This is a genomic window from Arenimonas soli, assembly GCF_014643775.1.
In the GTDB taxonomy this organism is placed as follows: Bacteria; Pseudomonadota; Gammaproteobacteria; order Xanthomonadales; family Xanthomonadaceae; genus Arenimonas; species Arenimonas soli.
The window spans coordinates 125,419-149,262 of record NZ_BMKC01000003.1 but is presented as its reverse complement, the minus strand read 5'-3'; the positions used below and the strand labels follow the sequence as shown (position 1 = coordinate 149,262).

The window sequence follows — 23,844 nt, the reverse complement described above, 5'->3', positions numbered from 1 at the left end:
CGTGCCATCAGGCAAACCACTGATCCGCAAGGATTTCCTCGCAGGCATTCAGGCAAATAATTGCAATTTGCATCCATACTGCGCAGACGCAGTGCATTTTGCAAACTCGCCGCTCCCGCTAAACTGGCGCCCTTTCCCCGTGCAGGCCGAACCCATGAGCGACACCCCGCCCGACCGACTCTGCGTCAATCCGCGCAGCCCCTTCTACGACGACGCCCTGCTCGAGCGTGGCATCGGCGTGCGCTTCAACGGCGTCGAGCGCCACAACGTCGAGGAATACTGCGTGTCCGAAGGCTGGGTGCGGCTGCCCGTCGGCAAGTCGCTCGACCGCCACGGCAACGCGATGACGATGAAGGCCAAGGGCACGGTCGAGGTCTGGTTCCTGGACGCCCCGCCGACGGCGTGAAGCCGGGCACGGACCGCCTCGACGCCGTTTACGACGCCCTGGTCGGCGACGAGGACGGCCGCGTCTGCAAGGACATCCCCGACAGCGCCTGCACGCGCCTGCCGGGCAACTTCCTCCGCCAGCTCGGGGCCATGGCGCTGACCAAACTCGGCGACGCACTGGCCAGCCCGAAGACGACGCTGGCCTGGACCCTGGGCGCGCTGGGGGCGCCGGCGTGGATGGTGGGCCTGCTGGTGCCGGTCCGCGAATCGGGCTCGATGCTGCCGCAGTTGTTCATCGCCGCGCGCGTGCGCGCCCTGCCCCGGCGCAAGCCGGCCTGGCTGCTGGGCGCGATGCTCCAGGCCGCGGCGGTTGCCGGCATGGCGGCCGCGGCCTTCTGGCTTGACGGCGCGGTCGCCGGCGCGGCGATCCTGGGCCTGCTGGTCTGCTTCAGCCTCGCGCGCGGCCTCAGTTCAATCGCCAGCAAGGACGTGCTGGGCAAGACCGTGCCGAAAACCCGGCGCGGCCGGCTGGCCGGCTATGCGGCCAGCGCCTCGGGCGCGATCAGCCTGGTCGTGGGCGGCGCCCTGCTGTGGTGGGGCCGGGACGCAGGGCCGGCGCTGCTGGGCGGCCTGCTGGCCGCGGCGGCGGCGTGCTGGCTGCTTGGCTCGCTGGTTTATTCCGGCATCGCAGAAGACCCCGGCAGTACCGAAGGCGGCGCCAATGGCATCACCGAAGCGCTGGGCAAACTGCGGCTGCTGCGCGACGAGCCGACTTTCGGCCGCTTCGTGCTGGCGCGCGCGCTGCTGCTGGTGTCGGCGCTGAGCTCGCCCTTCCTGGTGCTGCTGGCGCGCGACCACGGCATGGGCGGCTGGGACGGCCTGCCGCTGTTCCTGCTGGCCGCGGGCACGGCCTCGCTGTTGTCGAGTCCGTTCTGGGGTCGCTTCGCCGACAGGTCGAGCCGGCACACGATGATCGCCGCGGGCTGCGTGGCCAGCGCCGCGGCCCTGGGCGCGATCGGCGCCGACGCCTGGCTGGCGGGCGGCGACGCCGGCGGCTGGGTGCTGGTGGGCCTGTTTTTCGTACTCGGCATTGCCCACGACGGCGTGCGCCTGGGCCGCAAGACCTACCTGGTGGACCTGGCGGGGGGCAACAAGCGCACCGACTACGTGGCGGTCAGCAATACCGCCATGGGCGTGCTGCTGCTGGCGACCGGCGCCATCACCGGCGCCGTGGGCACCGCCTCGGTGCCGGCGGCGCTGGCGGTGCTGGCCGGCATGGGCCTGGCCGGTGCCTGGCTGTGCCGGCGCCTGCCCGAAGTGCAGCAGGCCGGTTAGCCGCGGACGAAGTCGCTGAAGCCGGTGACGTGCTTGCGCAGCAGTTCGCGCACGTCTTCGTCCTGCAGCTTTCCTTGCGCGTCGAACACCTTGTGGGCGCGCGAAACCATCAGCTCCATACCGCACCAGTAGCGCATGCCCAGGGTCCGGAACACCGGCAGCCAGGCGTTTTGCGCGAGCACGGTGCCAAAGCCCGCCGGCGAGGCGCCCAGCAGCGCCACCGGGCGGCCGACGAAGACGCGGTCCTTGTCCTTGGGCGGGCGCGACATCCAGTCGATGGCGTTCTTGAGCACGCCGGGAATCGAGTGGTTGTACTCGGGCGTGCAAAGGATAAGACCGTCGCAGGCGGCCAGCTTGTCCTTCAGGGCTTCGGCGGCGGCCGGGATGCCGTCCTTTTCTTCGGCGTCACCGTCGTACAGCGGGATGCCGTGCAGGGTGGCGACCTCGAGTTCGACGCCTTCGGGCAGCAGTTCGCGTGCGGTATGCAGCAGGGCCGTGTTGTAGGAGCCGGCGCGCAGGCTGCCGGAGATGCCAAGCAGTCGGGTCATGGGATTGCTCCGTAAGAAGTTCGCTACCCACCCTACCCGCGCGCCGCGGGGCCTGCCACCGCGACCGCAGCCGCCGTTCAGCGCAAATGGCGTGAAAGGTAATCGGCCAGGGGCGCGGAGGCGGGCTCGGGCGCTTCACCGCCGATGTGGCGGCGCAGCGCGTCCTCAAGTACGAACCCGGTGGCCTCGCGGGTCAGCGGCGCCTCGAAGCCGTGGCCGGCGTCGGGATCGAAAAGCAACTGCACGTCCTTGCCCTGGCCGCGCAGCGTCGTGGCGTAGTGGATGAGGCTGCGCGGCGCGACGCGGGTATCGCGACCGCCACCCACCAGCACCACCGGCCGCCGCAATTTCGCGGCATGGGCGAGCGGCGACTGCTCTTCAAGCCTGGCCATCAGCCCTGCGTCCTCGGGATCAACGCCCAGCGCACGAAAGCGCGCGGCCAGCGGGACCCCGGGCTGTCGCCGCAGGTCGCTGTGTTGTGTGGCCCAGCGCAGCGACCAGCCGAAGTCCGGCGGCGGCGCCACCGCGACCGCCATCCGGTAGAGATCCGGCGCATGGGTCACGCCCTGCAGGGCCGCGTAGCCGCCGAAGGACGCCCCGACGATGGCGACACGGTCCGGCGCACCCACGCCGGCGGCAAGCAGCTCCCGGGCGCCTTCATCAATGTCGGCCTGCACGCGACCGAGTCCGAAGTCGCCCTGCGCCGACAGCAGGTAGTCGCGACCCAGGCCGGTGGAGCCGCGGAAGTTGGGCTCGAACACGGCATGTCCCAACATGGCCAGGCGCTGCGCGGTGGCCGAATAACCCGCACCGGCATGCGACCAGGGCCCGCCGTGCACCAGCACCACCAGCGACACCCCGGCGGGTTCGCGGCCACGCGGCAGGGTCAGCCAGCCGTGCAGGCGGCGGCCGTCGCTGGCCGTCCAGGTGATGGCGCGGCGCGGCGCCAGCGCATCGGCAGGCAAGGGCGTGGTTTCGCCACCGCGCAGGTCGATCGGAACCAGCACGTCGGCGTGCGCATCGTAGGTGAACCAGCGCGGCCAGGCGGCGGTGTCCTCGCGTGCCTGCACCAGCCACGGCGCTTGAGCGTGAGCCAGCTGGATGCGCAGGTCGGCATGGCCGATGTGGCGCTGGAGGCGCGCCAGCGCGGCGGCGTCCGCAGGCGTCAGTGCGCGCTGGCCCGGCGTGGTGCTGCGCCAGGTGAGCAGGCGCGGCTGGCCATCGCCCGGGTCGAGGCTGGCGGTATCGGCGTCCGATTCGCCGGCCGGATCGTCTGCCACCTGCCGCCACGCACCCTGGGCTGAAAGGTGCTGCAGGGCCTGGCGGTCGCCGCCGACGTCGGACAGCAGCCACAGGCCACCGTCCGGCGCCGCCGAAAGAAAGCGGCAGGCTTGCAGCGCGACGCAGGTCGCCACGTCGCGCGGCGCCGAGTTGCCTTCGCGACGAACGATCGTATTGCCGGCGTCACTGACGCGCCGGAGCCACAGCACGCTCCCGTCGGCCGACAGCGCGGCGTCGCCGAGCACCGCGCTGTCTTCGTGCAGCACTTCGCGCCTGCCGCTGGCAGACAGGCGCAATACCCGCGACACGGGCTCGGCGCCGCGCGGCGCGTCATGCTCAAGCAGCAGCAGTGCGTGGTCGCGACCCAGGTCCCGGCCCAGCACTTCGTGGCTGACGCCTTCGCGCGCCATCAGGGGCACCCCGGCAACGGCGGACTCCATCGCCAGCGGCGTGATGCCACCCTTGCCCTCGAGAAACAGGAACCTGCCGTCCTGCGACCACCACACCGCCCGGGCATCCACGCGCGAATGCAGCCGGCGCGGGCGGCTGCCGTCGGCCGGGTGCAGCCACAGGGCACTGGCGCCGTCGCGGCCGGTTCGCAACACCGCCACCTGGCGGCCGTCGGGGGAAAGCACCACGCCGCGCAGGGGATCGTCGGCCAGGAAGGCCGCCCTTGGCAGCACCTCCGCTGGTGCCAGCGACCTGGCTTCGGCCACGGCTTCTTCGATGCCGGCCACGGAAGAAGCCGCAGCGGGTAGCGACACCGCCAGCAGCAGCCAACACAGGGGCAGCCAGGTGAACTTCATGCGCTGGCCGGCTGTTCGGAGGCGAGCACGGCCGCCGCGCGTTCGCGGTCCGGGTGCACCAGGCGCAAGGCGAGAAGCGCCGGCAGCCCGAGGGTCGCACAGGCAAGCAACCACGCAAGGCGTCGCCGGCCGCGCAGGCCCTGCCGCCGGCAGAGCCAGAGGCCGCCCGGCAGGGAAAGCAGCAACATGCCAGCGGCCAGCGCCTGGATGGCGTACGGGCGCTGCGGCGGCGAGCGCACGTCCATCGCGACCGGTTCGGCGAACGCCCAGGCCAGGCCGCGCCGCGCCGCCTGCCAGGCTGGCGACATCCACCACTCCCAGTGACGCAGCACATCGGGAAAATCCGCGGACAGGTGCCGCTTGGCCACCGGAGTGACCCGCCCTTCGCCGTCGAGCCAGAGTACGGTCTGGGCGGCGTCACCGGGACCGTCGATGCTGCCGCGCCCGGTGGTGACGCTGACCAGTTGGCCATCGAGCAGGGCCATCAGGTCCACCCGGCCAATGTCGCCGGCGGGCGCCGGCAGCGGCAGCCGGTGCAGCGGCGGCACGCGCGCATAGTCGTCGCCAAAGGCCTGGGCGTCGTAGAGGTAAAGCGCGCGGTCGCTCAGCGCGGCGTGCATTTCGCCGGCGCGCTCGGGCACGCTGACCAGGGTTTCGCCCTCCGGCAGCGCGATACGCAGGTGCAGTCGCTGGCGCGCGCTTTGGTATTCGTAGACACCACGTGCGCTGGCCAGCCAGGGGCCACCGACCGGCAGCGGCAGCGCGTCGAATGCCTGCCCCGCCTCGCCGGCGCCGAGCGTGGCGACGGGCTGGCCGTCGGCCAGGCCCAGGCCGTGCAAAAGCGCATCGTCATGGCTCAGCGTCCAGCGCACGCGCGCGTCCGGGTCGTCGAACTGCAGGGGCGCCGGATTGGCCAGCTGGCCGCGCGTCGGCAGGTCGCGCAGTGACGGCGCCAGGGTCACCACCGGCGACAGCAACGCCTGCTCGCGCCAGAGCGCCGCGTTGGGGTGGGCGCTTCCAGCCAGGCCTGCGCGCAGAAGCTCGCCGCCTTCAGCGCGGCTGGCTTCGACGTAACCACCGGCCGGCGGCGGCCCGTTCAGGGGATGGCTTCCCACCAGCATCCAGCCCAGCTGCACGGCCAGTGTCGCGCTCACCAGCAGCGTGTACACGCCCAGCTGCACCGGCGCGGCGACCAGCACTTCGGCGAGTGCGCCGCGCGGGGATGCCGACAGGTCGGGCTTGAAGACCGCCCACAGCATGCCGGCGGCCAGGGCCAAGGACAGCGCCTGGATGGCCAGCGCGCCGACGCCGCTGGCGTGGCTGGCCAGCGGCAACAGCAGCGGCACCAGGCCGAACACCGCCATGCGCCGCGGCGCGAGCACCAGGAAGGCCCCGGCCAGGTAGCCCAGCATCGCCAGCAACCAGGCGGCGACCGGCAAGCCGAAATGACGCAGGTCGGCCACGCGCTGGCTGAGCAACTCCTGCCCCAGCACCATCACCAGCAGCGGCAGTGCGACCACGCAGGCCAGCAGCGCCGCGACCGAAGCGCCCAGCGAAAGTGCGATGCGCGCCGGCGGCAGCGGCCGGTGCAGCAGCTGCAGCCAGGTCGCGGGCCGGCGGTAGCCACCCCACTGGTAGGCGCCCAGCAGCAGGCCCAGCAGGACGTGCACCGCCGCGACGCCGCCATAAACCAGCACCGTCTGCTGCAGCGGGTCGAGCATGCGCGCCAGGAAGGCCAGCGCCAGCAAGTGCAGCAGGCCGGCCAGCGCGGCCCAGGCGCGGAAGCGGACGAGCTCGGCGAGGAAAAGATCACGCATGCCGGACTCCTCAGGCTGCCGCGGGCGCGGCGTGGTGGGTGGACAGGAAGGCATTGACCGCGCGGTCCAGCCCCACCGCCGCGTGCTGCACGCGGCGCGCCCCGGCCAGCCGCAGCACGCTGCCGAAAGCTTCGCCCTGGTCGAACACCAGGTAGTGGTGCAGGCCGTCGATCTGCTGGTGCTGCAGCAAGCCCGGCAGCGTGGCTGGGTCCGGCGCACGGAACGGGATGTCGGCGATCCAGTGCCAGACGCGCTCGCAGAAGTCGTCCGGCGCGCCGGTGTGGCGCAGGCGGCCGCCTTCGAGGATGACCAGGTTGTCGGCCACCCGTTCGACTTCCTCCATCTGGTGCGAGCAGTACACCACCGTGCAACCCCGCGCGGCGTTGCCGTGCAGCAGCGCTTCGAGGAAGGCGCGCTTGGCCACGACGTCCAGGCCCAGGGTCGGTTCGTCGAGGATCAACAGTTCCGGCGACTGCGCCAGGGCCATCGCCAGGTTCAGGCCGGCGCGTTCGCCGCGCGAAAGCTGGCCCACGCGCTGCGCGTCGTGCACGTGATAGTGGCCAATGACCTCGTCGTAGGCCGGCTGCCGCCAGCGCGGGTAGTGCCGGTGCTGCATCGCCACCAGCTGGCGCACGCGCATCCACGCCGGCAGCGTGTGTTCTTCGTTGACGAAGCCGATGCGCGCGCGGTCCTGCGGGCGCAGGCGGTCGCAGTCGCGGCCCAGGATCGTCGCGCGGCCCTCGCTGGGTGCCAGGAAGCCGAGCAGGATCCGGAACAGCGTGCTCTTGCCGGCGCCGTTCGCGCCGACGACGGCGTGCACCTGGCCGGCCGGCAGCGCCAGGTCCAGCCGGTCCAGCGCCTGCTTGCCGCCGTAGCGTTTGCCCAGGGCGTACGTGCGGATGACGTCGGCGTCCATGTCAGGCCCTCCGCCGCGGCGCCAGGCCACGCAGGGCGTCCTGCACCCGGGCCACGGCATCGGCCGGGCGCATTTCCAGGGCGACTACCTCGTGCACGAAACGCTGCACGGCTTCGTCGAAGCGGCGGTCACGCTCGACCTCGCTAAGGCGTTGCCGCGGCGGTGCCACGAACAAGCCCAGGCCCTGGCGCGCATCGAGCCAACCTTCGGCCGCGAGTTCGGCATAGGCCTTGGCGACGGTGTTGGGGTTGACGTTCAACTGCTGCGCCAGGCCGCGCACGCTGGGCACCTGGTCGCCGGCCGCCAGTTCGCCGGTGGCGATGGCCATGCGCACGCCATCGACGATCTGCCTGCCGATCGGTCGGGGATCGCCGGTGACGACCTGGATCACCAGGGGGCGGGTTCGGGCCATGGCTGCCTCTGTCTTTACTGTCCTAGTGCGGCTAATACACCAGTTCGGGCCGGCCCCGTCAACCCGGCCGGAAGTCACGGTCCGCTCCGGCCCCCGCGCGCTCCGGGCACGGGCGTTACCATGGGCGCCCCCTGCCCCCACGTGCCCCGCATGGAACCCATCCTTTCGATCCGCGGCCTTGGCAAGACCTACGCCAGTGGCCACGTCGCGCTCAAGTCGGTGGACCTGGACATCCGTCGCGGCGAGATCTTCGCCCTGCTCGGCCCCAACGGCGCCGGCAAGACCACGCTCATCTCGATCGTCTGCGGCATCGTCAACGCCAGCCGCGGCAGCGTGCTCGCCGACGGCCACGACATCGTGCGCGAGTTCCGGCAAGCACGCGCCAAGATTGGCCTGGTGCCGCAGGAACTGAGCACCGACGCCTTCGAAACCGTCTGGTCCACGGTGCGCCTGAGCCGCGGCCTGTTCGGCAAACCACGCGACGACGCCCACCTGGAAAAGGTGCTGCGTTCGCTCAGCCTGTGGGACAAGCGCGACAGCAAGATCATGGCGCTCTCGGGCGGCATGAAGCGTCGAGTGCTGATCGCCAAGGCACTAGCGCACGAACCGGCCATCCTGTTCCTGGACGAACCCACCGCCGGCGTCGACGTCGAGCTGCGCCGCGACATGTGGAACCTGGTGCGCGAGCTGCGCGACAAGGGCACCACCATCATCCTGACCACGCACTACATCGAGGAAGCCGAGGAAATGGCCGACCGCATCGGCGTGATCAACCACGGCGAGCTGGTGGTGGTGGACGAGAAGGACGCGCTGATGCGCAAGCTGGGCAAGAAGCAGCTGACCCTGCACCTGCAGGCGCCGCTGGCCGCGATCCCGGCCGAGCTGGCCGGCCAGCCGCTGGAACTGTCCGACGATGGCCTGTCGCTGGTCTATACCTTCGACGTGCAGGGCGAACGCACCGGCATCGCCACCCTGCTGCGCCGACTGGCCGACCAGGGCATCGATTTCCGCGACCTCAACACCCAGGAAAGTTCGCTCGAGGAAATCTTCGTCAGCCTGGTGCACCGCGGCGGCAAGGGAGGTCCGGCATGAACTGGCACGCGGTCAGGGCCATCTACCGCTTCGAGATGGCGCGCACCTTCCGCACCATCGGCGAATCGATCCTCTCGCCCGTGCTCACCACCTCGCTGTACTTCGTGGTCTTCGGCGCCGCCATCGGCGCGCGCATGGGCGAAGTGGGCGGCGTCAGCTACGGGGCCTTCATCATCCCGGGCCTGATCATGCTGTCGCTGCTGAACGAATCGATATCGAACGCGGCCTTCGGCATCTACATGCCCAAGTGGGCCGGCACGATATTCGAACTGCTGTCGGCGCCGGTGGGCTGGGTCGAGGCGGTGCTGGGTTACGTCGGCGCGGCGGCCAGCAAGTCGGTGATGCTGGGCCTGCTGATCCTGGTGACCGCGCGCTTCTTCGTCGATTACGACATCGCGCATCCGCTGGCGATGGTGTTGTTCCTGGTGCTGACCGCGGTCAGCTTCAGCCTGTTCGGTTTCATCATCGGCCTGTGGGCCACCGACTTCCAGAAGCTGCAGATCATCCCGCTGATGGTGATGACGCCGCTGACCTTCCTGGGCGGCGCGTTCTATTCGATCGACATGCTGCCGCCGGTCTGGCAGAAGATCGCGCTGTTCAACCCGGTGGTCTACCTGATCAGCGGATTCCGCTGGAGCTTCTTCGGGCAGTCGGACGTGGACGTGGTCGTGAGTTTCGCGGCCATCATCGGCTTCCTGGTGGTGTGCCTGGCGACCGTGCGCGCGATTTTCCGCTCCGGGTGGCGGCTCAAGGCCTGAAACGGCATTCGTGACGCCGTTGGCGAAAACGCCCCGGCGGCGAGGGTGCGTTGGCTCACAGATCGGAACGCCGGTGGCCCCGGCGGCCCGTGGAAGCGGTGATTCCGCGACCCAGATCGCAAACCCTGCGGCTGTGGCGGCGCACAGTTCGCACCATGGCGCTCAAGCACCTCCTCAAGACACACATCGGTACCGACGTCCGGCTGGCGATGATCCTGCTGTTCGCCGTCATTACCGTCGTCGGCGTAACGCCGTTCGCGGTGGCGCGCGTGTTCAACGGCGAATGGCTGGCAGCCGGACTGGACCTGGTGCTGATCCTGGTGATGATCGGCAATGCCGCTTTCGCCTGGCGCACCGGCAACAGCGCCCTGGCCGGCAAGATCAATGCGGTCGTGGTGTCCCTTTCCTGCGCCCTGCTCGGCGGCGTGCTCGGTCCGGCGGGGCTGTTCTGGGCCTATACCGTGATCCTGGCCAATTACATGCTGGCGCCGCGCCTGATGGCCACGGTTTGCGGCGTGCTGATCATCGTCTCCGGCCTGGTGGTGGCGCCCTTCGCGTCAACGCTGGCGATGGCCGCCTTCGCGGTCAGCGCGGCGCTGGTGATGCTGTATGCCTTCATCTTCGCCAGCCTCACCGACGTGCAGCGCAAGATGCTCGAGGGCCTGGCCACGCGCGATGCCCTGACCGGCGTCGCCAACCGGCGCTGCATGGAAGTCGAACTGGCCGAGGCCCTGAAGGGCCACCACGCCCGCGGTGAATCCGCGACCCTGGCCGTGCTCGACCTCGACCATTTCAAGCAGGTCAACGACGACTACGGCCATGACGCCGGCGACCGGGTGCTGATGGCCTTCACCGAACGCGTGCAGGCCTGCATCCGCAAGCGCGACCGGCTCTATCGGCTCGGCGGCGAAGAGTTCGTCCTGCTGCTGCCCGATACCGACCACAGCGGCGCACGCGCCGCCCTCGAAAAGGTCCGCGACGCCGTGCAGTCGCAGCCCCTGGCCGAAGGCCTGCGGGTCACCACGTCCATTGGCGCCGCCACGCTGGAGGCCGAGGACGACTGGCCGCGCTGGCTTGCGCGCGCGGATTCGGCGCTTTACCGGGCCAAGGACGCGGGCCGGGATCGCGTCAGCTTCGAAGACGGCCCCTCGCGCCCCGGCGAACGCCGACTGCGCCTGGTGTCCGGCCGGCCGCGCCACTGACCTGGCCACCGCGGCCCCTGGCGGGCGAGCAAGGCTGACGATGGGCTCCCGGCGGCTGCCGGGACGCGGATTTCACATGGCCGCTGCCCATCGGCTTGTTAGGCTTGGTTGCTCGAACCCGGGGAGCAACGCATGAGCACCAACCCGCGCCGCTGGGCGCCCTGGCTGCTGCCAGCCCTCCTGGCGGTCGCCGCCCTGCCGGCCCTGGCCGCCATGCCCGTGCGCGTGGTGGTGCCGCGGGCCGCCGACTTCGGCGAACAGTTCCAGCTTACCGGCACCCTGACCGCCGACCGCGCCGCCGGCCTGTCGCCGCGCGTCGACGGCCTGGTGCGCGAGGTGAAGGTGGACGCCGGGGACCGGGTCGAAGCGGGCCAGGTGCTGGTGCAACTCGATGATGCCGTTGCCCGCCACACGCTGGCGCGGGTGCGCGCCGTAGCGGCCGAAGCCGCGGCCACCGCCGCCGAAGCCCAACGCTTGCTGGACGAAGGCCGCCGTCTGGCCGCCGACAAGTTCATCCCCGCCAGCCAGGTCGGCACGCTCGAAGCCCGCCTGAGCCAGGCGCGCGCCGCCGCCGATTCCGCCCGCGCCGCCGCTGCCGAGCAGCAGGAACTGGTGCGCCGCCACGCCCTGCCCGCCCCCTTCGCGGGTGTCGTGAGCGCCAAGCACGCCGAAGCCGGCGAGTGGGTGCAGCGCGGCGACACCGTGCTCGACCTGGTCGCCACCGACCGCGTGCGCCTGGACCTGCAGGTGCCGCAGGAACGTTTCGCCGCGCTGGCCGGCGAAGCCACGGTGCAGGTTTTCCCCGACGCGCTGGCCGGCGACGCCCTGCCCGCCCGCATCGAAGCGCGGGTGCCGGTGACCGATCCGCAGGCGCGCACCTTCCTGCTGCGCCTGCGCGTGGACGATGCCGACGGCCGGCTGCTGCCCGGCACCTCGGCGCGGGCGGTGGTGTCCCTGCCCGCCAGCCAGGCGGCGCTGGCGGTGCCGCGCGACGCCCTGCTGCGCCAGCCCGACGGCGGCTACAGCCTGTTCGTCGTCCTGCCCGACGGCGACGGCTGGGTCGCCCGCCAGCGCACGGTGCGGGTGCTGCGCGACCGCGGCAGCCTGGTCGCGATTGCCCAAGGCATAGAAGCCGGCGAGCGCGTGGTGGTCCGCGGCAACGAAGCCCTGCGCGACGGCCAGGCCGTGGCGCCCGGGGAAGACTGAGCCATGGGTTTCGAAGGCCTGCTGCGCCACGGCACCCTGATCGCGGTCGCCGTGCTGGTTTTGTGCGTGCTGGGCACCGCCGCCGCGCTGCGCGTGCCGGTGCAGATGATCCCCGACCTGGAAGTGCGCACCATCGGCGTGCAGACCCGCTGGCCCGGCGCCACGCCCCAGGACGTCGAGCAGGAGATCCTGCTGGAACAGGAAAAATACCTGCGCACCATCCCCAACCTCAGCCGCATGGTGTCGAGCGCCAGCACCGGCCAGGCCAGCATCGAACTGGAGTTCCCGTTCGGTGTGGACATCAACGAGGCGCTGATCCGCACGTCCAACGCGCTCAGCCAGGTGTCGGACTACCCGGAAAACGTCGACCAGCCCAGCCTGTCCACCAGTTCGTTCTCCAACAATGCCTTCATGTACTTCCGCATCGGCGCCCGCGAAGACAGCGCGCTCGATCTGGACCTGGACATGATGCGCGACTACGTCGAAGACTTCGTGCGGCCGCGGCTGGAACGCGTGCCGGGCGTGGCCCTGGTGCAGGTGGGCGGCGGCAGCGAACGCCAGGTGCGCATCGAAGTGGACCCGGGCCGGCTGGCCGAACGTGGCCTGACGCTTTCGCAGGTGCGCGAGGCCGTGCGCGCGCGCAACCGCGACACCTCCGGCGGCGACCTCGACAGCGGCAAGCGCCGCTACCTGCTGCGCACCGTCGGCCGGCTGCGCGACATCGACCAGCTGCGCGACCTGGTCGTCGCCAGCGGCGACAACGTGGTGGTGCGCCTGCGCGACATCGCCGAAGTGAAGCTCGACCATTACGAGCGCCGGGAACTGAGCTTCAACAACGGCGAGCCGGCGCTGAGCCTGTCGATCCGCCGCGAACCGGGTTCGAACGTCATCGCCATCAAGCGCGCCATGCTTCCGGCCGTGGACGAGGTCAACGCCGACCTGCTGGCGCCGCTGGGCCTGGAGCTGACGCTGTCGAGCGACGACGCACGCTACGTCGAGGACTCCGTCGCCAATGTCTGGACCAACCTGGCGCTGGGCGCCGGCCTGGCGACGCTGGTGATGTTCGCCTTCCTGCGCTCGAAGCGGCAGACCCTGGCCGGCGTCATCGCGATACCGATCTGCACCATCGCCGCCTTCGTCGGCCTGCTGCTGGCCGGGCGCACGCTCAACGTCATTTCCCTGGCCGGCGTCGCCTTCGCCATCGGCATGACCGTGGACAACACCATCGTCGTGCTCGAAAGCATCGACCAGGCCCGGCGCAAGGGCCTGGGCCGCATGGAAAGTGCGCTGGCCGGCGTGCGCCGCGTATGGCCGGCCGTGCTGGCCTCGACGCTGACCACGGTACTGGTGTTCGCGCCGATCCTGTTCATCCAGGAAGAGGCCGGCCAGCTGTACTCGGACATCGCCATCGCCATTTCGGCCTCGATCCTGGCGTCCATGCTGATCGCCGTGACCGTGGTGCCGGCCCTGGCCGGGCGCCTGTCCTTCGGCATCCAGGGCCAGGCCGGGGTGCCGGGCCAGGCCTGGTTCGACCGCATCGCCAGCGGCACCCGCTGGCTGGCCGCCAGCGCGCGCCGGCGGGTGCAGGTGCTGGTGGGCACGGTGCTGCTGGCCGGGCTGGCGCTGTGGCTGCTGACGCCGCCGGCCGAGTACCTGCCCGAAGGCGAGGAGCCCAAGACCTTCGCGCGCATGATCGCGCCGCCGGGCTACAACCTGGCCGAGATGGAAGGCATCGCCCGCGAGGTTATGGCCGACATCGGCCCGCAGGTGAAGGCCGACCGCGCCGCGTTCGAGGCCGGCGTCACCGACCTGCCGCCGCTGGCGTACTACAACCTCTCGGCCAGCCCGGGCGGCCTGCGCATCATCGCCGAGCCGGTGGACCCGGCCGACATCGACGCGGTGATGGACGCGCTGGACAGGCGTTTCCGCGCCTATCCGGGCATGCGCGCGTTTTCCTCGCGCGGCTCGATCATCTCGAGCAACGACGGCGGTTCGCGCAGCATCAACCTCGACATCTCGGGCATTGACCTGGCCGAGCTCTACGCCGTGGCCGAACGTGGCTACCGGCGCGCCGAAGACCTGTTCCCCGGCGCCCGCATCGGCTCGGACCCGTCCAGCCTGAGCCTGGACCAGCCGCTGGTGGAGCTGGTGCCGCGCTGGGAACGCCTGGCCGAGGTCGGCTACGACGCCGCCGGCTTCGGCTTCGCGGTGGCCGCGCTAAGCGACGGCGCCTTCGTCGACGAGCTGATCCTGGGCGATGACAAGGTGGACATCTACCTGTTCGGCGGCGCCGGCACCCAGCAGCTCGACGCCCTGCGCGACCTGCCGGTGGCCACGCCCTCGGGCGCGGTGCTGCCGCTGTCGGCCCTGGCCGACCTGCGCGAGAGCGCCGACACCGATTCGATCCGGCGCCTGGACGGCCGCCGCACCGTCACCCTGAACATCGTGCCGCCGCGCGGCATCGCGCTTGAAACCGGCGTCGAACGCGTGCGCGAGGAACTGCTGGAACCGATGCGCCGCGCCGGCGAAATCCCGCCGGGCGTCTCCATCGACATCAGCGGCGCCAGCGACCAGCTCCAGGCCACCCGCGAAGCAGTGTCGGGCAACTTCGCCATCGCCCTGCTGCTGTGTTACCTGCTGCTGGTGGCGATCTTCCGGCACTGGGGCCGGCCGCTGTTCGTGCTGGCCACCGTGCCGCTGGGCGTGGCCGGCGGCATCATCGGCCTGGCGGTGCTGAACCTGTTCGTCAGCCAGCCCTTCGACATGATCACGCTGCTGGGCTTCCTGGTGCTGCTGGGCACGGTGGTGAACAACCCGATCCTGATCGTGGACGAAACCGTGCAGCGCATCGCCGAAGGCGCGGCCAGCGTCGAGGAGGCCGTGGCCGGCGCGGTGCAGTCGCGCCTGCGGCCGATCCTGATGTCCACGCTGACCACGCTGTTCGGGCTGGCGCCGCTGGTGCTGATCCCCGGCGCCGGCACCGAGCTCTACCGCGGCCTGGGCGCCATCGTGCTGTTCGGCCTGGCGTTTTCGGCCGGGGTGACGCTGTGCTTCCTGCCGGCCCTGCTGGTGACGGTGCTGGGCCGGCGGGAACGCACCGCCGCGGCCTAGTAGCCGCGTTCGATGTCCACGACGTTTAGCAGCGCTTCACCGGCGACGTAACGACGCAGGTTTTCGTTGATCAGCAGCCAGGAGCGCTCGTCGTCGCGGTCGGAGTTGCCGGCCACGTGCGGGGTGATGATCACGTTGGGCATGGCCCACAGCGGGTGCCCGGCCGGCAGCGGCTCCGGGTCGGTGACGTCCAGGCCGGCCCCGCCCAGGTGGCCACTGCGCAGCGCCGCGACCAGGTCGTCCTGCACGACGCTGCGGCCGCGGGCGATGTTGATGAAATAGCCGCCGGGCTTCATGGCGTTGAAGAATTCGGCGTCGAACAGGTCGGTGGTGGCCGGGGTCAGCGGCGCGGCGTTCACCACCACGTCGGCTTCGGCGGCCAGGGCCAGCAGTTCGTCGGGCAGCCCGACCTTGGCGACGAAATCCGGCCCCAGGCGACCGCTGTTGCGGGTGGCGATGACGCGCATGCCCAGGCCGTCGGCGCGGCGCGCGACTTCGGTGCCGATGCCGCCCAGGCCGACCACCAGCAGCGTGCGGCCGCCGAGTTCGCGGGCATGGCCGAACGCCCCGCGCTGCCATTCACCGGCCTGCTGGGCGCGGCCGTAGGTGGGCAGGCCGCGGGCCAGCGCCAGGGCCATGGCGATGGCGTGTTCGGCGATCGGCGGCGCGCTGGTGCGCTGCATGTTGGTCAGCACCACGCCGCGCCCGGCCAGGCCGGGCACGGCGACGCAGTTCTCGACGCCCACCGACATCGCCTGGTACCAGCGCAGCGCCGGCGCGTCGGCGAAGTTGGCGGCGCTGCAGCCGCCGATCACCACGTCGGCGCGGGCCAGCTGGCGGCGCCGCTGTGCGGCATCGTCCGAGGCCGCTTCGACGCGGGCATCGGGCGCCAGTTCGCGCAGCCTGGCCAGGTGTGCCGAGTCGGCGAAAAACACCACCACGCGCCGCGGCGACTGCCAGCGCGGATGTTCGCGCGAGGGGGTGTCCGCCTGGCGCAGGTCAAGCTGGGCAATGAGCTCGCGCACGCGCGGGTCGGGCTGGCTGGCCTGGGCCGGCGCCAGCAGGACCAGCGCGAAAATGCCGGCGAACACGGCCCGGCAGGGCCGGGAAAACAAGGCGGGCATGGACATGGTTTTCCCCAGGGCGACCGCCCTCCGCGGCCGGTACCAGCCTACGCCGGAAGCCGGCGGCGCGCGTCAAGGCGGCGTAGTATTGAAGACAGTCCCGCAAGGAGTTGCCCGCCATGAAGATCCTCATCGCCATCGACGGCAGCAAGGCCGCCGCCCTGGCCGTCAAATCCGCCATCGACCTGGCCAAGGCCATGACCGAGGCCCCGACCCTGGTGCTGATGCACGCCGACGTGCCGCTGATGCGCCGGGTCGCCGCCGAACTGGGTACCGAAGGCACGCGCCGCTACCACCAGGAAAACCACGACTACGCGATGAAGGCCGCGCGCACCGCGCTCAAGCGCGCCAAGCTCGCCTTCAGCGAAAAGCAGGTCGTGGACGACGCCGGCCCGGCCATCGTCAAGGCCGCCAAGGCCGGCAAGTTCGACCTGGTGGTGATGGGTTCGCACGGGCGCACCGCCCTGGCCAGCGCCCTGCTGGGTTCGGTCGCCGCCAAGGTGCTGTCGCACAGCACCGTGCCGGTGCTGATCGTCCGCTAAGCGGCGTCAGGTGCCGCAGAAGGTCTGCAGCACCTGTTCGCCCGCGGCCGGCGCGGCCATGTAGCCGCGCTGCGCCGGCGCGTCGTCACAAGGCCGGCGCACGGCGTCGAGCAAGGCGGTGAAGGGCGCCAGGTCACCCGCCGCGGCCGCCGACAGCGCGGCCTCGACGCGGTGGTTGCGCGGGATCACCGCCGGGTTGGCCGCCTTCAGGCGCTGCACGAGTTCATCGCGGCCGCCTGCTTCGTTCCCGCAGCGTGCGCGCCAGCGTTCCAGCCAGGCATCCATGGCCGGTGTTTTCGGCAGGGGCGGCAGTTCGTCGAAGCCCGGGGCACCGGCAGCCACCGCCAGCGCGCGGAACGAAAGCGTGAAGTCCGCCTGCACCGCTTCGAGCGCGGAAAGGAAATCCCGCACCAGGGCCTCGTCTGCGGATTCTTCCGTGGCCAGGCCAAGCTTGCGCCGGAAGCCGGCCAGCCAGGCATCGCCGAACTGGCCTGCGAAGGCCTCGATGGCCTCGCGCGCGTCGGCCACGCCCTCGTCGCCCTGGCGCCGGAAATGCGGCAGCAGGCACTCGGCCAGGCGCGCCAGGTTCCACTGCGCGATCGGCGGCTGGTTGGCGTAGGCATAACGACCGTGGCGATCGATCGAGCTGAACACCTTGGCCGGGTCGTAGGCGTCCAGGAAGGCGCAGGGGCCGTAGTCAATCGTTTCGCCCGAGACCGCCATGTTGTCGGTGTTCATCACGCCGTGGATGAAACCCACCTGCAGCCAGGCCGCCACCAGCGCCGCCTGTCGGCCGGCCACGGCGCGCAGCAGCGCCAGGTAGCGGTCGTCGGCGTCGGCCAGTTCCGGGTAGTGGCGGGCGATGACGTGGTCGGCCAGCGTGCGCACGGCCTGGTCGTCACCGCGCGCCGCGAAAAACTGGAAGGTGCCGACGCGCACGTGGCTGGCCGCCACGCGGGTGAGCACCGCGCCGGGCAGCACGTGATCGCGCAGCACGTGTTCGCCGGTGGCCACCGCCGCCAGCGCACGCGTGGTCGGTACGCCCAGCGCGGCCATGGCTTCGCTGACCAGGTACTCGCGCAGCACCGGCCCGATGGCCGCGCGGCCGTCGCCCCGGCGCGAAAACGGCGTCGGCCCGGCTCCCTTGAGCTGGATGTCGAAGCGCCGGCCGTCGGGCGCCAGCACTTCACCCAGCAAGATCGCCCGGCCATCGCCCAGCTGCGGCACGAAATGGCCGAATTGGTGGCCGGCATAGGCCAGCGCGATGGGCCGTGCGCCTTCGGGCAGTTCATTGCCGGAGAACAGGCGTTCGGCCACAGCCTCAAGCGCCGGATCCAGACCCAGCTGGTTGGCGAGTGCCGCGTTCCAGGCCAATAGGCGCGGCGCGGCGACCGGCGTCGGGGCCGCCGGCTGCCAGAAGGCGTCCGGCAGGTCGGCGTAGCTGTGCAGCCAGGCGTTGGCGGGTTTTTTGTCCACGCGGGCAGCATACGTGCTGCGGGGCTACGCTTGCGTCATGGAAACCCCCAGCCTGCACGACCAGCGCCTGGCTTTCGTCACCGGCTTGCTGCTGGATGCGAAGGCAGCCCGCGTGCTGGACCTGGGCTGCGGGGCCGGGCGTCTGCTGGCGTGCCTGATGCAGGAGCCCGGCTTCACCCACGTCACCGGGCTCGACGCCTCGGCGCCGGCGCTGGCGGTGGCGCGCGGCGAGCTGGCCGCGCACGTGGCCTCCGGGCGGCTGGTGCTGCTGCATGGCCAGGTGTTCACGCCGCATCCCGGCGCCGGCGACGCCGATGCGGTGACCCTGGTGGAGGTGATCGAACACCTGGACCCGCAGCGCCTGTCCGAGGCCGAGCGCTGCGTGTTCGGCCACTACCGGCCACCGCGGGTGCTGGTGACCACGCCCAACGTCGAATACAACCCGCTGCTGGGCCTGCGCGAAGGCCAGCGGCGGGACCCGGAACACCGCTTCGAATGGCCGCGCCATCGTTTCCGCGCCTGGGCGGCCGGCGTGGCCCAACGCAATGGCTACCGCGTGCAGACCGGCGGCATCGGCCCGGCCGACGCCGACGCGGGCACGCCGACGCAGTACGCGATCTTCCGGCGCAGCCCGGCCTAGTCGATGTGCGGGTGCAGCAGCCTGGGCGCCTGGGCGAAGGGCCGGATGCCGAAGTGCGGATAGACCTCGGACGGCAGGTACAGCACACCACCCTTGACCACGGCACGGATCGGCGTGATCGCCTTGAGGTCGGCCGTGGGATCGCCGGGCACCAGGAAGAAATCAGCGCGCTTGCCGCGTTCGATCGACCCTGACAGCTGGTCTTCGCCGAGGTAACGGGCCATGTCCAGCGTCGCCAGCTTCAGCACCTCGGCCGGCGAATAGCCCAGCTGCGTGAACAACTCCAGCTCGCGATGGAAGTAGTAGGAGCCGCCCAGGTCGGTGCCGGGGATCAGCAGCACGCCGCGCTCGCGCATGCGGCGCAGGGTGTCCATCAGCGTGGCGTAGGCCAGGCGATAGGCTTCGGCGTCGCCGGGCGCGGACATGTCGGCCCAGGCGCGGCGGGCGTCGCGCTGCGCGCCCACGGGCAGGTGGTCGAAGACGTCGGCCAGGCCGCGCGGCACCTGCCCGTCCTGGTTGAGCAGCAGGCTTTCGTGGATGGCAATCGTCGGCTCGACGGCCACGCCGTTCTTCTCGATCAGGTCCAGCGTGCGCTGCACCCGCGCCGAGTCCAGGTCAAGGTTGGCCAGGCGCTTGAGCGCCGTGAGGCGCAGCAGCGTACGGGTGTCTTCGCCGTCCTCGAGCACCCAGCCGAGCATGATCTGGTTGATGTGGGTCAGCTCGTCGTAACCCGCCTCGATCATCGCGTCGGCATTGCTGAAGGCCGGGACGTGGCCGGACACGCGCAGGCCCAGGCGATGCGCTTCCGCGGCAGCCGCCACCGACCATTCCGGCTTCATCGAGTTGTACAGCTTGACCTGGTGGAAACCGCGCGCGGCGTACCAGCGCACCGCGTCCAGCGCTTCGGCCTGGCTTTCCACCAGCCGGCCGTTGTTGGAGCTGAAGGGGCTGCGGCCTTCGATGAAGCCGCTGCGGTGCACGCGCGGTCCGGCGATCCTGCCTGCTTCGATGCGCGCCACCAGGTCGGCCAGCCGGTCGTGGTCGTTGCCCATGTCGCGCACGCTGGTGATGCCGGCGGCCAGGTTGAGGATGGCCCGGTCCTGGCTGGTGTGCGAGTGCATTTCGTACAGGCCGGGCACCAGGGTGCCGCCCTCGCCTTCGACCACCGTTTCGCCCGGCGTGACCGGCGCGTCCACCGGCTGCACGCCGGCGATGAGGCCGCCGTGCACGACCACGCTGACCGGCTCGGTCAGCGCCAGCGCCGCCGGGTCGAACAGGCGCACGTTGCGAAAGCGCAGCGGGCCAGCGAACGAGTGCGCGGTTTGTTCCTGGATGGCTTCCAGGCGCGCGGCGCCGAGATCGGCCACCAGCTTGCGCAGGCGCACGGCCTCGCTTTCGTAACCCTCGCGCACGACCACCAGGCCCGGGGATGCATAGGCGAACAGCTGCTTGCGCGAATCAAGCAACACGTAGTCGGGATTGAGGTCCAGGCCCGACAGCATGTAGGTGCGAACGTCCAGCTGCGCGTCGCCTGCGCCGACCGACAGCGGTTCGCCGGCGGTCAGTTTCACTTCGCCGGCGGGCAGCGTCGGCAGGCTCTGGTCGCCGTCGGCCAGCAGCAGGCGGGCGTACAGACCCAGCGCCCAGGGGCTGGCGGATTGGCTGATGTAAAGCACGGGCAGGTCGGTGGCGGCCTCGCCGGGACCGGTGGAGTCGCGCCAGGTGGCCTTGTCGGCGCCCCATTCGAAGCGTTCATCCACCTTGCTGCCGAAGGTGGTGCTGCCGGTCACCGTCCATGCCAGCGGCAGGCCGGCGGCGCCGAACTCCAGCGACTCGGATAGCGTTGGCCCGCGGCCGTTGTTCTTGTAGTCGAAGTCGATTTCGACGCGCTTGCCGGCGGTGTTGGCCACCAGGTGGCCGACGCGGGTTTCGCCGGCGATGACGCTGAAGCGTTCTTCCTGGCCCCGGGCGGGCGAAGCAGCAACGAACAAAACGACCAAGGCCGTCGGGACCATCCAGTGCATGCATTTCCCCTGGTTTCATGGCGGCGCGCCGCCGTGGCGATGCCCGACACTCTACCGCGCACCGATGTGAGGCGGGTGTCGGTGCGCCGGGGATCCGGCGGCCTGTCGTTCTGTCCCGGCGATTGCAGCTTTTACCGGCTTTCACGCACGCAGGCCCCTTAAAACCGGGCCTCTGCGCTTGGCAAGGTTCGTGCAGTGCTTCCAGGCAGGCCCACGTCCTTCCGGAGAAAACCATGCTTGGCCAGGAACTGTTGCCCGACTCCCCTTCCCCCGTGGCCGTTCCCCCCGGCCACGACGGGCTTTCGCGCGCGATGAAGGACGTGCTGTCGGCTGAATCCGACTTCGTCGCCAAGTTCCTGCCGCTGCAGGGCATGACCCACTTGCCTGCCGGTTTCCCGGCCTTCGCCAACTGGCACCACGGACAGCTGGGCGAAGAGGTTTCCTGGAAGGACGCGGCGCCTGCCTATGCGCTGGCCTGCCTGTCCCACGCCGCCTACGGCGGCAGCTTCGACCCCAGCGTGGAATGGGAGCTGGAGCTGCAGTGGGCCGACCTGGCGCCGGTGTCGCGCCTGGAGTGGCCGCTGGCACGGCGCCTGATCATGGCCGCCTGGGCCTACCTGAGTGGCGACGAAGGGCTGCCGCGCGATACCGACAGCGCGCTGGACGCCAAGGGTGAAGATCCGTCGTCGCCGCGGCTGGGCCTGGAACTGGTGCCGGGTTTCGTGCTGCTGCGCGAATCGATGGCTCGCCAGCCGCTCACGCAGTGGCGCACGCGCGGCCAGGAGCGCTGGCTGCCCTCCGACGTGCCGGCACTTTCGCTGGCAGCCAGTCCGGCGCTGGCCGTGCTCGACGGACTGGCTTTGTATGGTTTCGCCGAAGAGGAGCCGCGCCTGCTGGTGCGGGTGGCCTTCGCGCCGCACCTGCTGCGCGTCCTGGATGCCAATGCCGGCGACGCCAGCCCGCTGGCACTGGCGCGCCAGCGCCGCGATGTCTGCCACTGGGCGAACCAGCTTGAATCGGTGCTGCTGCAGGTGCCCAGTCCGGCCTGCCCGGGCGAGTTCAACCTGCTGGCGAATCCGCGGCACCCGGACTTCACGCGGCTGCAGCGTTTCGATGCGCGGCCGCTGCAGCTCGACCGGCGCCGGCACAGCCACTAGCCGGGCGGGTGCAGCAGCTGCTGGACCATGTCCAGGCAGCGCTGGCCGTCCGATTCCATTTGCTCGAGCACCGGGTCGCGGCCGTTGATGCCGGCGTGCAGGCTGAGCACGCCGGCGTTCATCAGCATCGAATTGAGGTGGTTGCGCAGCTGGTGTTCGACCACCAGCAGGGTTTCCCGGGACAGCGTCAGCCAGGGATCGCGCACGTACGGCGCGGACGCGGAAAGGAAGGGCGCAAGGCTGGCCAGGAAGCCCGCCAGCAACTGCGCTTCATCCGGCGACAGGCCAGGCGCGCAAGTGAACTGCAGGCGCAGCACCAGCCAGCGCATCGGGCTGGCGCTGAAGTCCACCGCGAAATCCTGGCAGACCGCGCCGGCCGGTGGCGGCGGCCGCGCGTCGGCGGGCACCCAGCGCGCGTCCTCGCAGCCGCGCGCCAGCAGCCACGTGCGCACGGCCGGCGGGAACAGCCGGGCCAGTTCAGGCGCATTCTCCATCGGTGTCCTCCATGGCGCCGGCTTCACCCGAATCGTCGAGCGAAGGCGTGGCCGCGGGTTCGGCCTGGTAGCTGTTGAGGCGGTTGTAGAGCGTCTTGGTGGCGATGCCCAGCACCTGCGCCGCCTTGGCCTTGTTGTTGTCGAAGTAGGCCAGGGTCTTGAACAGCATGCGACGCTCGATTTCATGCAGCGGCGTGCCGACCACGAAGGTGATCGAACTGGCGGTTTCCGCCGACGGGCCCATGTCCTCGACCGGCAGGCCGGGCGTGATCAGGTCGCCGTCGGCCAGGATGTAGGCACGCTGGATGATGTTCTTGAGTTCGCGGACGTTGCCCGGCCAGCGGTAGCGCTGCAGGCGATCGGCGCCTTCGCGGGTCAGCACGCGACGGGTGCCGCAGCGGCGGTTGAGCCGTTCGAGCAGCAACTGCGCGATTGGCAGGATGTCCATCGGCCGCTCCCGCAGCGGCGGCACCGTCATCGGGAACTCGGCCAGGCGGTAATAAAGATCCTCGCGCAGGCGGCCGGCGGCGATGGCGTCGCCGTGGGGGCGGTTGGTGGCCGACACGATGCGCACGTCCAGGGCGATGTCCTCGTTGCCGCCGACCCGGCGCACGTGCCGGGTTTCCAGCGCGCGCAGCAGGTGCACCTGCAGGTGCACCGGCATCTCGCCGATTTCGTCCAGGAACAGGGTGCCGCCCTGGGCCTGTTCGAACAGGCCGACGTGGCGCGCGGCGGCGCCGGTGAAACTGCCGCGTTCGTGGCCGAACAGCTGGCTGGTCAGCAGGTCGGCCGGCACCGCGCCGCAGTTGAAGGCCACGAAGGATCCCGGGCGGGCGCTTTCGGCGTGGATGGCCGCGGCGACCAGCTCCTTGCCGACGCCGCTTTCGCCTTCGATGAACACCGATGCGTCGGTGGGCGCGACGCGGCGCACCTGGCGGCGCAGCGCGTCCATCGCCGGCGACGGGCCGGCGATGCCGTGCCAGGGTTCGCAGGGCGGCGGGTCGCTGGCGGGTTGCCGGCTCGATGCGGTCTGCAGCAGCTGCCGGAACGTCGCCACCTGCATCGGTTTGACCACGTAGTCCACGATCGGCAGGTGCATGGCCTTGAGCGCCGACTCCACCGTGGGGTGGCCGGTGATCAGGATCACCTGGGTGCGACCGCCCAGGTCGAGGTGTTCAAGCAGTTCCAGGCCGCTGCCGTCGGGCAGCGACAGGTCCACCAACGCCACGTCGAACGCGTGCTCGCGCAAGCGCAGGCGCGCCTGCGCCAGGCTGCCGGCGATCACGACCTCGAAGCCCAGCGCCCGCGCGATCTCGGCGGCGGCCCGCACGAAGCCGACGTCGTCGTCGACGATCAGCAGGACGGGGACCTGTGTCATGGCAACAACCTCCCGGGAAACCAGTCTGTACCAACGCGGGTGCGCACGGGGTGCAGACGGTCACGGTTTTCCCGGGGGCTGTTGTTCTTTCACTGGCCGGTAAGTCTTACCGGTGCCGGCAACGCTGGCATCGTGCTT

At 70.8% G+C, this 23,844-nt stretch carries 20 protein-coding genes; 10 read left to right on the top strand and 10 right to left on the bottom strand.

The window, feature by feature from the left end; genetic code table 11:
* Positions 1-154: 154 nt before the first annotated feature.
* Both IEX13_RS11280 and IEX13_RS11275 read left to right on the top strand, forming a co-directional pair.
* Complete coding sequence (locus tag IEX13_RS11280) at positions 155-406, top strand: DUF3297 family protein (protein WP_188664251.1); 252 nt, start codon at positions 155-157, stop codon at positions 404-406.
* On the top strand, positions 403-1,722 hold the full coding sequence (locus tag IEX13_RS11275) for an MFS transporter (RefSeq protein WP_188664249.1): 1,320 nt from the start codon (positions 403-405) through the stop codon (positions 1,720-1,722). The genes IEX13_RS11280 and IEX13_RS11275 overlap by 4 nt, the downstream gene beginning before the upstream one ends.
* Here IEX13_RS11275 and IEX13_RS11270 read toward each other — a convergent pair.
* The 5 genes from IEX13_RS11270 to IEX13_RS11250 form a co-directional block, all read right to left on the bottom strand.
* A complete protein-coding gene (locus IEX13_RS11270) occupies positions 1,719-2,270 on the bottom strand; it encodes an NADPH-dependent FMN reductase (RefSeq protein ID WP_188664247.1) in 552 nt (183 codons plus the stop codon). The two genes, IEX13_RS11275 and IEX13_RS11270, sit on opposite strands and share 4 nt — an antisense overlap.
* A gap of 77 nt (positions 2,271-2,347) precedes the next feature.
* Entirely contained in the window at positions 2,348-4,357 is a 2,010-nt protein-coding gene (locus IEX13_RS11265) for a S9 family peptidase (protein WP_188664245.1), read from the bottom strand.
* Positions 4,354-6,174: a hypothetical protein gene (locus IEX13_RS11260; RefSeq protein ID WP_188664243.1), complete on the bottom strand. Its 1,821-nt coding sequence runs from the start codon at positions 6,172-6,174 to the stop codon at positions 4,354-4,356. The genes IEX13_RS11265 and IEX13_RS11260 overlap by 4 nt, the downstream gene beginning before the upstream one ends.
* A 10-nt stretch (positions 6,175-6,184) precedes the next feature.
* Positions 6,185-7,090 (bottom strand): ABC transporter ATP-binding protein, encoded by a 906-nt coding sequence (locus tag IEX13_RS11255; RefSeq protein ID WP_188664241.1) that lies wholly within the window; start codon positions 7,088-7,090, stop codon positions 6,185-6,187.
* Position 7,091: 1 nt separating this feature from the next.
* Positions 7,092-7,502 carry a GntR family transcriptional regulator gene (locus IEX13_RS11250; protein ID WP_188664239.1) on the bottom strand — a complete coding sequence of 137 codons (411 nt, stop codon included), beginning with the start codon at positions 7,500-7,502 and terminating at the stop codon, positions 7,092-7,094.
* A 150-nt stretch (positions 7,503-7,652) separates the two neighbouring features.
* On the opposite strand from IEX13_RS11250, the gene IEX13_RS11245 reads away from it, so the two are divergent.
* The 5 genes from IEX13_RS11245 to IEX13_RS11225 all read left to right on the top strand — a co-directional run bounded on the left by IEX13_RS11245 (position 7,653) and on the right by IEX13_RS11225 (position 14,871).
* Positions 7,653-8,594, top strand: a complete 942-nt coding sequence (locus tag IEX13_RS11245) for an ABC transporter ATP-binding protein (protein WP_188664237.1) — start codon at positions 7,653-7,655, stop codon at positions 8,592-8,594.
* The gene (locus IEX13_RS11240) at positions 8,591-9,352 is read left to right on the top strand and encodes an ABC transporter permease (protein ID WP_188664235.1); all 762 of its coding nucleotides are present in this window, start codon (positions 8,591-8,593) and stop codon (positions 9,350-9,352) included. The genes IEX13_RS11245 and IEX13_RS11240 overlap by 4 nt, the downstream gene beginning before the upstream one ends.
* A 155-nt stretch (positions 9,353-9,507) precedes the next feature.
* Positions 9,508-10,554 carry a GGDEF domain-containing protein gene (locus tag IEX13_RS11235; protein ID WP_188664233.1) on the top strand — a complete coding sequence of 349 codons (1,047 nt, stop codon included), beginning with the start codon at positions 9,508-9,510 and terminating at the stop codon, positions 10,552-10,554.
* Between the two features lie 132 nt (positions 10,555-10,686).
* On the top strand, positions 10,687-11,760 hold the full coding sequence (locus IEX13_RS11230; protein WP_229668528.1) for an efflux RND transporter periplasmic adaptor subunit: 1,074 nt from the start codon (positions 10,687-10,689) through the stop codon (positions 11,758-11,760).
* A gap of 3 nt (positions 11,761-11,763) precedes the next feature.
* Positions 11,764-14,871 (top strand): efflux RND transporter permease subunit, encoded by a 3,108-nt coding sequence (locus tag IEX13_RS11225; RefSeq protein ID WP_188664231.1) that lies wholly within the window; start codon positions 11,764-11,766, stop codon positions 14,869-14,871.
* On the opposite strand, the gene IEX13_RS11220 is transcribed toward IEX13_RS11225, so the two are convergent.
* Positions 14,868-16,001, bottom strand: coding sequence for a D-2-hydroxyacid dehydrogenase (locus tag IEX13_RS11220; protein WP_188664230.1), 1,134 nt, complete (start codon positions 15,999-16,001; stop codon positions 14,868-14,870). The genes IEX13_RS11225 and IEX13_RS11220 overlap by 4 nt on opposite strands.
* A gap of 113 nt (positions 16,002-16,114) precedes the next feature.
* On the opposite strand from IEX13_RS11220, the gene IEX13_RS11215 reads away from it, so the two are divergent.
* Positions 16,115-16,537: a universal stress protein gene (locus tag IEX13_RS11215; protein ID WP_188664228.1), complete on the top strand. Its 423-nt coding sequence runs from the start codon at positions 16,115-16,117 to the stop codon at positions 16,535-16,537.
* Between the two features lie 6 nt (positions 16,538-16,543).
* Here the strand turns inward: IEX13_RS11215 and IEX13_RS11210 are convergent, their stop codons facing one another.
* Positions 16,544-18,013: a protein adenylyltransferase SelO gene (locus IEX13_RS11210; RefSeq protein ID WP_188664226.1), complete on the bottom strand. Its 1,470-nt coding sequence runs from the start codon at positions 18,011-18,013 to the stop codon at positions 16,544-16,546.
* 37 nt (positions 18,014-18,050) lie between these two features.
* On the opposite strand from IEX13_RS11210, the gene IEX13_RS11205 reads away from it, so the two are divergent.
* Positions 18,051-18,653 (top strand): methyltransferase domain-containing protein, encoded by a 603-nt coding sequence (locus IEX13_RS11205; protein WP_188664224.1) that lies wholly within the window; start codon positions 18,051-18,053, stop codon positions 18,651-18,653.
* On the opposite strand, the gene IEX13_RS11200 is transcribed toward IEX13_RS11205, so the two are convergent.
* Positions 18,650-20,677, bottom strand: a complete 2,028-nt coding sequence (locus IEX13_RS11200) for an amidohydrolase family protein (protein ID WP_188664216.1) — start codon at positions 20,675-20,677, stop codon at positions 18,650-18,652. The genes IEX13_RS11205 and IEX13_RS11200 overlap by 4 nt on opposite strands.
* A 233-nt stretch (positions 20,678-20,910) precedes the next feature.
* Between IEX13_RS11200 and IEX13_RS11195 the strand changes: the two genes are divergently transcribed.
* Complete coding sequence (locus IEX13_RS11195) at positions 20,911-21,834, top strand: RES domain-containing protein (protein ID WP_188664214.1); 924 nt, start codon at positions 20,911-20,913, stop codon at positions 21,832-21,834.
* Here the strand turns inward: IEX13_RS11195 and IEX13_RS11190 are convergent.
* Positions 21,831-22,328 carry a hypothetical protein gene (locus IEX13_RS11190; RefSeq protein ID WP_188664212.1) on the bottom strand — a complete coding sequence of 166 codons (498 nt, stop codon included), beginning with the start codon at positions 22,326-22,328 and terminating at the stop codon, positions 21,831-21,833. The two genes, IEX13_RS11195 and IEX13_RS11190, sit on opposite strands and share 4 nt — an antisense overlap.
* On the bottom strand, positions 22,312-23,706 hold the full coding sequence (locus tag IEX13_RS11185; protein ID WP_188664211.1) for a sigma-54-dependent transcriptional regulator: 1,395 nt from the start codon (positions 23,704-23,706) through the stop codon (positions 22,312-22,314). The genes IEX13_RS11190 and IEX13_RS11185 overlap by 17 nt, the downstream gene beginning before the upstream one ends.
* Between the last annotated feature and the right edge of the window lie 138 nt (positions 23,707-23,844).